Genomic DNA, 9,055 nt, shown 5'->3' on the forward strand with positions numbered 1-9,055 from the left:
TATGCTGTTTCCCTTGCAGCGTAAACCCTGTTCGATAGATTGGAACGGTAATCAGCTAACATATATGGAAGGCAAAAAATTGAATGAAATTGACATACTGATTGCAGCTGAAAGCGATGAAGGCGTGCGAATAGACAAGTTCTTGCTGAAGCTGTTGCCGGATAGCGGCTTGCGTGAGCGCAGGAGGCTTATTGAAAACGGATTTGTGCTGGTTAACGGCCGCCGTTGCCGTTCTGGTTTGAAGATGTTCTCCGGAGCAGAGGTTGTCCTGCTGGAAGCCGGAGAGCTCTGTTGTGCTGTGGATATTTTGGCGCAGGTGAAGGTCGTTGCACAGGGTGAAGGATTCGGTGCTGTTTATAAGCCGGAGGGCATGCATTCTGCTGTGATTGCCGGAAGTCCGGAATCATCTGTGGAAGAATGTCTTCCAAGAATATTTCCGGGGCAGGATCCCATTCTGGTTAACCGTTTGGATTATCTGACTTCCGGGATGTTAATGGTTGCCTGCGGTGTGCAGCGGGAAAATGAATTTCGCAGTTATGAAGATTCCGGAACTGTTGATAAAATATACTACGCCAAGGTACATGGTATCCCGGAAGAATCCTTCGTACTCAAAAATAGACTCGATACCGCCGACCGAAAAAGAACAAAAGTTCTGGAGGAGCATGCTCCTTCGGAACGCTGGTCCAGTGTTGAACCGGTTAAGAATTATGATGATGGCACTTCTCTTTTAAAAGTACGCATATCCAAAGGCGCCCGGCATCAGATCAGAGCGCATCTCGCCCATGCAGGTTTTCCCATTGTGGGTGATCCGATCTACGGTCGGGACGACGGGGCGGAGCGCATGTTTCTCCATCACCGGGAAATTCATTTTCCTGGGTTTGAGGCGATTTGTGAGAGTGGCTGGGAATAAAAAAATCCCTTGGAACTTTATAAAGTTCCAAGGGATTTTTTGCTTACATTAAAGTGAATTTTTACGACAGCAACAAGGCCTTGGCAAAATCTTCGCCATTAAAGGGCCTGAGGTCTTCCATTTTTTCACCCAATCCGATGTAGGTGATGGGCAGTTTGTGCTGCATGGTCACAGCAATCATGACTCCGCCTTTGGCGGTGCCGTCAAGCTTGGTCAGGATCAGTTCATCTACGCCAATCGACTCATTGAATATTTTGGTCTGGGAGAGGGCGTTCTGTCCTGTGGTCGCGTCGATGACCAGAACACTGCGGTGCGGTGCTTCATCATGCTTCTTGCCGAGGACTCTGCGTATTTTGTGCAGCTCTTCCATCAGGTTGGCTTTGTTGTGCAGACGTCCGGCTGTGTCAAGGAGCATGAGGTCGTAGCCGTTTTTCACAGCGTAATCAATTGCCTCGTAAGCTACTGCTGCAGGATCGGAGCCTTCCGTTTTTGCGTAGAATCCGGCACCAACGCGGCGGGCCCAGACTTCCAACTGCCCGATTGCTGCGGCACGGAAAGTATCACCTGCAACGATAAGTACTTTGCGTCCCTGCATCTGGGCGCGGTGGGCCAGTTTGGCGATGGTGGTGGTTTTACCAACTCCGTTCACGCCGATCATCATGACAACTTCCGGCGGGTTGAAGGCCTTGATGCGTTTGGGAACTTTGAATATTTCATCCAGTTCCTCGCGCAGCAGGTTCTTAAAATTCTCGGGGTTGGTTTCCCCGGCTTTGCGGATGCGGTCCTTCATGCGTTCCACAAGTTCCATGGAAGCTTCGTAACCCACGTCAGCCATGATCAGGATTTCTTCAAATTCTTCCCAGAAATCATCATCAAAAGCTGTATGGCTGGAAAGCATGGAGTCGATGCGTTTGGTGATCTGCTCACGGGTCTTGTTGAGACCTTCGGAAAGCTTGATGAACAAACGGCTGCGCTCGTCTTCCTCGTCCTCAAGTTCAAGGGCGAGGGCCAGTCGGTACTGGAGTTCTGAGCGGAATTCTTCCACATACTCGTAGTCCATGTCTTCGAGCCAGTCCTTGAAACGCTGGATGAAGTCGTTGGCTTCATCCTTTGGTGCTTCAAGTGCACTGAGCAGGAAAAAGAGGCGCTCCCAGAGAATATCCCCGGCTTCTTCTATATCTTCAAGGATTAATCCCAGCCAGACGGAAAGACGCGGTTCAGCCTGCTGCAACGCCTTGGTCAGGTCAATTTCCCATTGCGGTTTCTCTTCAGCGGCCTGAGCTTCTCCGCTCATGACCGGCTCAAGGATTGTCGGCCCGTCAGGCTTTTCTGCTGCTGGTTCAGAAGCTTTCTCGGGAACAGGAATTTCTTCCGCCTCAGAAGTCACGCTCTCCTGAACAGTTTCCGGTTCCGCAATCTCGGCAGACGGGATTTCTTCAGCTTTTTTGCTGCCGAATAAAAAGGAAAATTTGGATTTCTTTTCCGGCTCAGGCTCAGGCTCAGGCTCAGGCTCAGGCTCCGGCTCCGGTTCAGGTTTGGGGCTTACTTCGACCACGGGGTCAGGCTCTGGAATAATTTCCGGCTCCGGTTCCGGGGCCGGTTCCGGCTCTGATTTTTCTTCTTCGCGCGGCTCGTAATCATCGCCGAGATAATCTTTCAGTGCTTGTTCAGCCCTGTCTTCCGGGCTGCTCCACAATTTCTTTACTTTAGAAAAGAATCCCATTGAAATCCCCTTTGCAGTCTATTTTGAACAGGCGAAGATAGCGCAGTAATCCCGGATGCGCAACCGTCCGGTTTTAGCTAATCCTGCTGTGAGCTTAACAGTAAGTATTGTTTCCGCTTCGTCCAGTGGGACGGTGGGTAATGAATAAAATAGCCCCGTCCGCATGAGTGCGGACGGGGCTGATAATGGCGGGATGCAAAAAACTGGATTAGTCTACTTTGCTGTAGGCCTTGGGGGCTGCACCACAGATGGGGCATTTTTCAGTGGCTGCACCATTCTGGGTATGTCCACATACGGAGCAGATGTAAAATTCAGCTTCGGCGAAAACATCACCATCTGCATTGAGTGCTTCGGTGTAAAGGTTGGCGTGAATTTTTTCAGCTTCGTTGGCAAAGCCGAAGTAACGCAGTACTGCATTTTCGCCTTCTGCTTTGGCATCTTCCATCATTTCGGGGTACATGGATTCAAATTCGTAACTCTCACCTTCAATGGCCTGTTTAAGGTTCTCTTCAGTGGAGCCGATACCTTTCATGAGGCGAAGGTGGGCATGAGCATGAATTGTTTCGGCAGCTGCTGCGGCACGGAAAAGTTTAGCTACTCCGGGTTTGCCTTCTGCTTCAGCCTTTTCTGCGAAAGCGAGATATTTGCGGTTAGCCTGAGATTCGCCTGCGAAAGCTGCTTTAAGATTTTCAAGTGTTTTAGTCATTTTAGTTTCTCCTTGCGGTTCTGTTAGTGTGTGAATTTATGTTTAAAAAACTTTCATCCGTTGCGTTGAGATAATTAGTAACGATTCCTATTATGAAATGCAAGTAAAATTTTTAAAATTTACAAAAAAATTCCGTATTCAGTTATATCCTAGTAATGATGCATAAGTTAGTTGAAATTTAGTTGCCTTGCGGCTACATCTTACGCGAAGCGCAATTATCGGCGCCAAACCAAGTGATTGGAGAGAATTTATGAGAAGAACATGCGTGAAAGATGTTTTGAATGCCCAGAGTGCTGCCTCTGAAATTCTGGTCAAAGGATGGGTCCGCACAAAGCGCGACAACAAAGGCTTTTCCTTTCTGGAAATCAATGACGGCTCCTGCCTTAAAAATGTGCAGGTCATCATTGACCATACGCCTGAGATAGAAGCCGAACTGGAAAAAATTTCTACCGGGGCATCAGTGAGCGTACTAGGTGAACTGGTTGAATCCCCCGGTAAAGGGCAGAGATGGGAAGTGCGGGGCAAATCAATTGAAATGCTCGGTTTTGCTGATCCCGAGACTTTTCCGCTCCAGAAAAAACGTCATTCCGATGAATTTTTACGCTCCATTGCCCATTTGCGTCCCCGCACAAATAAATTCGGGGCCATGTTCCGTATCCGTTCCGAACTTTCTTACGCAATCCATAAATTTTTTCGCGACAAAGGTTTTTTCTACGTTCACACTCCGATCATTACCGGGTCTGATTGTGAGGGAGCAGGGGAGATGTTCAGGGTTACTTCCCTTGATCATGAAGCCCTCGCTTCCATGAAAAAGGAAGATCAGGCAGCAAACGATTTCTTCGGCAAGGAAGCGCATCTGACTGTTTCTGGACAGCTTGATGCTGAAATGTATGCTCTTTCACTCGGGCAGGTTTATACTTTCGGTCCTACCTTCCGTGCTGAAAAATCCAATACCCCGCGCCACGCTGCAGAGTTCTGGATGATTGAACCTGAAGTCGCCTTTGCTGATCTTAATGATAATATGGATCTCGGCGAGGAGATGGTCAAATATCTTATCACTCATGTTCTTGATAAATGCGCCGACGACATTGAGCTGTTCGCAAACTTTGTCGACAAAACCCTCATGGAAACCCTGCGTAATACCCTTGATAACGAGTTTGAACGTATCCGTTACGAGGATGCGGTGAATCTGCTCCAGCGCTGTAAAAAGGCCAAGAAATTCGAATATTATCCCGAATACGGTCAGGATTTGCAGACTGAACATGAAAGGTATCTCACTGAAAAGCATTTCAAAAAGCCGGTTATCGTTTACGATTATCCCAAAGAGATCAAGCCGTTCTACATGCGTTTGAACGATGATGATAAGACTGTGGCCGCAATGGATCTGTTGGTTCCCAGAATCGGGGAGCTGGTCGGCGGTTCACAGCGTGAAGAAAGGCTGGATATTCTGGAAAGCAGGATTGCCGAAACCGGAATGGATTCGGAAGAATACTGGTGGTATCTTGATACCCGCCGTTTCGGAACTGCTCCTCATGCCGGATTCGGAATGGGCTTCGAGCGTATGCTCATGCTGCTTACCGGAGTAACCAACATCCGTGACGTCATTCCGTTCCCTAGAACTCCCAAGAATCTTGAATTCTAATTAATACCATACGGGCCGCCTTGTGCGGCCCTTTTTTTACCATGCTGACAATCCCCAGTTTTATTCATAGTTCTCCGGAATTCGCAGACATCACTGTGGATGGAATTACCTTTGTTCAATTCCAGAGCCGGAAGTCTGAAATCCGCCATGAAGTCTGCGTGTCGCAACATTCCCTTGTTTTTGTCATCGAGGGCACCAAGTACATCCATTCCACAGACGGAGACATGGTGGTACGTAAAGGGGAAGCCTTTTTCTGCCGTAAAGGGTGTCATCTCATGTCCGAAATGATTCCGGAAAAGGGGGGAACATTTGATACAGTTCTTTTCTTTTTTGATGATAAAATGTTTGCGAATTTCGTTGACCGCCTTCCTGTTAAACAGAGTGTGTATTCGGGGGCGGAGCGATCTGCTTTTAATATAAAAATTAGTGAACAGGTAGGCATCTATCTTTCGTCCATGATGTCGTTATTTGATTCACCTCTGGGAAAAAATAAGGATTTTTTACGGCTGAAAGTTCAGGAGTTGCTACATTATATATGTACAACACCGGGAAATAGCGAGTTTGTCAGATTTTTGTTTTTGTGCAGAGATGAGGGCAGGGGTGATTTATCTGTGGTTATGGAGCAGTATTTTAATAAAAATATCAGCCTTGAATCCATGGCTGAACTATCCGGCCGAAGCCTTTCATCTTTTAAACGTGAATTTAAGAAAACATTCAAAACTACCCCCGCACGCTGGATTCGTGAGCGGCGCATGTCCTGGGCGGAGCAGTTGATCCGTAATTCAGGTAAGAGTATTACCGAAATTTCTTATGAATCAGGGTACGAAAGTTTATCCCATTTCAGCTCTCTATTTCGTAAAAATTATGGAGTTACCCCCCGCGAATACCGCGCTGAACTGAATTCAGCAAAGACTGGCCTTTAAACGCAAGTCTTATTGATTTCTTTTCGCTAATTTCTCTTCAAACAAAACAAGGAGAGATTTTATGCGTAAATATTCAATCATCGCAATTTGCCTTTTCATGCTTCTGCAACTTGCCGCCTGTTCACAAAAAACAATTGTAGTAGAGGGCTTTTCCTCACCGGAAAGTGTGACCTCTGACGGCCATTATTTTTATGTCTCCAATGTCGGGGAAAAGCTCCAACCGACGCTTAAAGACGGTGACGGATTCATTTCCCGTCTTTCGAGTGATGGTGAAGTTCTCGAACGTAAATTCATCAAAGGCCTGAATGCTCCCAAAGGAATGGTCGTAACCGGCGGTGTTCTTTATGTTGCAGACATTGACCGGGTTAAGGGGTTTGAGCTGAAAACCGGCAGTAAGGTCTTTGATCTTTTTGTGGAAGGTACTTCTTTCTTAAATGATATAGTTGTGCTGTCAGTAGATGAATTGCTCGTATCAGCAACAGATACAGGAGCGCTTTATATGATCAAGACAGGCAGTTCCCCGCAACTTTCCAAAGTTGATGTGGTCGGTGAAATATACGGCACCAACGGGCTTTGCTTTGATCCGCAGAGCGGAACCGTTTACTTTGCTTCTTTCGGTAGGGATCATAAACCTACAGGTTTTATAGGCAAAGGTTCCTTTAAGGATGGCAAATTTATCAGTGAAAAAGTTTATTCCAAGAAAGGTCTGTATGATGGGATTGCTTTTTACAATGGAACGCTCCTTTTTTCTGATTGGGTTGCTGCGGAAAAAAAAGGCATAATAATCCAGAAAAATCTGGAAACGAATGAAACGGTTGAGATTGATCTTGGTGAAAAGATCGGCGGCCCAGCTGACTTTTATCTGGACTTGAAGGGTAAAAGACTTTGGATTCCCATGATGATGGAAAATAAAATCATGATTGCCGGATATTAGGTTGGAAAAAATTACGCCCCGCTTTCAATTGAATGGAAGCGGGGCGTTTTCGTGTTCTACTTCAAAGGCATAAGCAGTAACGTCACCAGATGTTCAGGTTTTGTATTCGTGGGGTCGTTTAGATATTGCTCATAGCAGGGTGATTCAGCATGAGCTTCACCGCTTTGCGGGAGCCATTCTTCATAAAATTTAAGCCATGATTCTCCTAGTTTTTCATATGGGCCAAGATGGGTGGTGACTGCATACCTGCCGCCGGTGAAATCTTTAAACTTAATTTCTACAGGCGCATCAATGACATCTTCAACTGTTATGCAGGCTTCAGAGCGCAGGTTCTCGGGAGCAACCTCGCGGGGGTCATCATAATACACACCGAAAAATTTGGTTTTGGGGCTGAATATTCCGGCGGGACCAGCCCATGCACAGAGTTTTTCCCATGCTTTCCCCACTTCTTCATAAGGTCCTAAATGCTCAGTGTAAGCCATTTTTGCCGCATCAAGTTTCCAGATTTGCACATCCATGTCTCGTACTCCTTTATTTTTTATTAATAAATGGCCAGCCAGATTTCCGTGATCGCTTCTTCCGGCGGAACATCCGGTGGAGCCTTTACATACTTTTCAAATGAGGGAAGAGAGTTTTTCAACTGGTAGCCGTTTGCAGGCAGCCATTTTCCATAAAATTCTTTGTATGCATCGTTTAACCCTTCGTATGATCCATAATGAGTGGTGATTGCATATTTCCCAGCCGGTATGATCTGGTGTCCCATCTCCGGTGGTAGTTCAACAGTTTTATCAATGCTGATACATGCATCATAACGGATTTTTTCTTCAGGCGTTATGTCCGGGTCGTCATAGCAGAGGCCCAGAAATTCTGTGTCTTGTGATAGAAGGCCTTTGCTGTATGCCCAGCCACAAAGTTTTTCCCATGCCTTTTCCACTTCGAAGTATGATCCCACATGACGAATGAAAATTACCTGTGTTTCTTCCCGCACTCGTATCTCCACTTTGCACTTGGCAGGGGAGTCATCCATTTTAAAACTATTTATACTGGGTTCAGGGCGATAGTGAATTTTACCATCGTTACCGGGAGCAAACATGGTCCGTGAATTGTTCCGGAAATCGCTGGGTGGAACCATAAATCTTTTCTTGAATGCCCGGCTGAAGGTTACCGGGGATTCAAAACCGGAATCAAGAGCTATCTCCATTATCTGATCATCAGTGTAGCAAAGCCGGTAAGCAGCACGTTCCAGACGCAGGCGACGGATGTGTTCTTTGAGGCTTTCACCGATCATCCCTTTAAAAATACGGTGGAAATGGGCTACGGAAAAGCATGCTTGATCAGCCAGTGTTTCCGGGGAAAGGTCACCGTCCAGATTGTGCTGAATGTAGAGCAGGACTTCCATCATCCTTTCATTATATGGTTTCAGTAGAGTGGACATTTTTTTCCTTTAATGTTTTTGCTGTGTTCAGCTTTATTAAACATATCTTATGGAATTTAGCATGACTTTTTTTATCATCTCGTAATTTTATTAAAATGAAGACCCATGCCATGTTTTCATTAACGGTTGCTGAATACCTCATCTCGGTTTATGATAATGGTATGAATAAATTTACTTTAATTGTTCTTATGCTGATATCTGTGTTTTCAGCATGGGGCTGCAGTCCGGTCAAACAGTTCGTGGGTAATCCTTGTGTCAGTAATTCTTCCACGACAATGCAGCGCATTGTTGATTCTTCGGCTTGTGCGCTCAATCAGATGCGTTCGAAATCATTTGGACCACAAATTGATTCATTGCTGGAGGATGCTCGTGCAGTATTTATTTTTCCTGATGTCTACAAGGCAGCGTTTATGATCGGTGCGGAAGCAGGGCCGGGAGTCCTTTGCGCCAAGGATGAAACGGGATTTTGGAATGGCCCCGCTTTTTTTAATATGGCAGGGGTGGACATAGGATTGCAGGGAGGAGTTGAAGGTAAGACCCTGCTGGTATTTCTTATGGACGATCAGGCTCTGGAAGATGCCCTTGGCGGGAAGATAGACCTTTCACTGGGAGCAGATCTAGCTGTTGGGCATACTGCTGACCGGAGTAACCGCGGGACATTCGATGCAGAAGGAAATATCCTGCTTTTGGTTGACCAGGCTGGTGCTTATGGAGGGATGACCTACCGGACAGGGGCATTTATGGTCAGCAATGATTTTAATAAAAGGTACTACGGAAAGGAA

At 46.4% G+C, this 9,055-nt stretch carries 9 protein-coding genes (1 of these 9 running past the window's edge); 5 read left to right on the forward strand and 4 right to left on the reverse strand.

Annotated features, from left to right (window positions below):
- Window positions 1-79: 79 nt before the first annotated feature.
- Window positions 80-910, forward strand: coding sequence for an RluA family pseudouridine synthase (locus ACKU41_RS18395; RefSeq protein WP_321402886.1), 831 nt, complete (start codon window positions 80-82; stop codon window positions 908-910).
- Window positions 911-971: 61 nt separating this feature from the next.
- On the opposite strand, the gene ftsY is transcribed toward ACKU41_RS18395, so the two are convergent.
- On the reverse strand, window positions 972-2,633 hold the full coding sequence (gene ftsY, locus ACKU41_RS18400; protein WP_321402888.1) for a signal recognition particle-docking protein FtsY: 1,662 nt from the start codon (window positions 2,631-2,633) through the stop codon (window positions 972-974).
- A gap of 208 nt (window positions 2,634-2,841) precedes the next feature.
- Window positions 2,842-3,339, reverse strand: a complete 498-nt coding sequence (locus ACKU41_RS18405) for a rubrerythrin family protein (protein ID WP_319778951.1) — start codon at window positions 3,337-3,339, stop codon at window positions 2,842-2,844.
- 250 nt (window positions 3,340-3,589) lie between these two features.
- Between ACKU41_RS18405 and asnS the strand changes: the two genes are divergently transcribed.
- From asnS to ACKU41_RS18420, 3 genes are all read left to right on the forward strand, one after another.
- A complete protein-coding gene (gene asnS / locus ACKU41_RS18410) occupies window positions 3,590-4,981 on the forward strand; it encodes an asparagine--tRNA ligase (protein ID WP_319778952.1) in 1,392 nt (463 codons plus the stop codon).
- Between the two features lie 41 nt (window positions 4,982-5,022).
- On the forward strand, window positions 5,023-5,904 hold the full coding sequence (locus ACKU41_RS18415; RefSeq protein ID WP_321402893.1) for an AraC family transcriptional regulator: 882 nt from the start codon (window positions 5,023-5,025) through the stop codon (window positions 5,902-5,904).
- A gap of 61 nt (window positions 5,905-5,965) precedes the next feature.
- Complete coding sequence (locus tag ACKU41_RS18420; RefSeq protein ID WP_321402894.1) at window positions 5,966-6,838, forward strand: hypothetical protein; 873 nt, start codon at window positions 5,966-5,968, stop codon at window positions 6,836-6,838.
- A 56-nt stretch (window positions 6,839-6,894) separates the two neighbouring features.
- Here the strand turns inward: ACKU41_RS18420 and ACKU41_RS18425 are convergent, their stop codons facing one another.
- Window positions 6,895-7,356: a GyrI-like domain-containing protein gene (locus tag ACKU41_RS18425; RefSeq protein ID WP_321402896.1), complete on the reverse strand. Its 462-nt coding sequence runs from the start codon at window positions 7,354-7,356 to the stop codon at window positions 6,895-6,897.
- Window positions 7,357-7,379: 23 nt separating this feature from the next.
- Window positions 7,380-8,273, reverse strand: a complete 894-nt coding sequence (locus ACKU41_RS18430; RefSeq protein ID WP_321402898.1) for an AraC family transcriptional regulator — start codon at window positions 8,271-8,273, stop codon at window positions 7,380-7,382.
- A gap of 161 nt (window positions 8,274-8,434) precedes the next feature.
- On the opposite strand from ACKU41_RS18430, the gene ACKU41_RS18435 reads away from it, so the two are divergent.
- Window positions 8,435-9,055, forward strand: the 5' portion of a protein-coding gene (locus ACKU41_RS18435; protein ID WP_321402900.1) for a lipid-binding SYLF domain-containing protein. The gene runs 87 nt beyond the window's last position; only the first 621 of its 708 coding nucleotides appear in the window; its start codon is at window positions 8,435-8,437; its stop codon lies off the right edge, out of view.

Origin of the sequence: Maridesulfovibrio sp., from assembly GCF_963678865.1 — a bacterium.
Taxonomy (GTDB): Bacteria; Desulfobacterota; Desulfovibrionia; order Desulfovibrionales; family Desulfovibrionaceae; genus Maridesulfovibrio.

Coding starts and splice junctions, on each gene's coding strand:
- ftsY (WP_321402888.1), bottom strand. CDS start 2,633: ATGGGATTCTTTTCTAAAGTAAAGAAATTGTGGAGCAGCCCGGAAGAC.
- ACKU41_RS18405 (WP_319778951.1), bottom strand. CDS start 3,339: ATGACTAAAACACTTGAAAATCTTAAAGCAGCTTTCGCAGGCGAATCT.
- asnS (WP_319778952.1), top strand. CDS start 3,590: ATGAGAAGAACATGCGTGAAAGATGTTTTGAATGCCCAGAGTGCTGCC.
- ACKU41_RS18415 (WP_321402893.1), top strand. CDS start 5,023: ATGCTGACAATCCCCAGTTTTATTCATAGTTCTCCGGAATTCGCAGAC.
- ACKU41_RS18420 (WP_321402894.1), top strand. CDS start 5,966: ATGCGTAAATATTCAATCATCGCAATTTGCCTTTTCATGCTTCTGCAA.
- ACKU41_RS18425 (WP_321402896.1), bottom strand. CDS start 7,356: ATGGATGTGCAAATCTGGAAACTTGATGCGGCAAAAATGGCTTACACT.
- ACKU41_RS18430 (WP_321402898.1), bottom strand. CDS start 8,273: ATGTCCACTCTACTGAAACCATATAATGAAAGGATGATGGAAGTCCTG.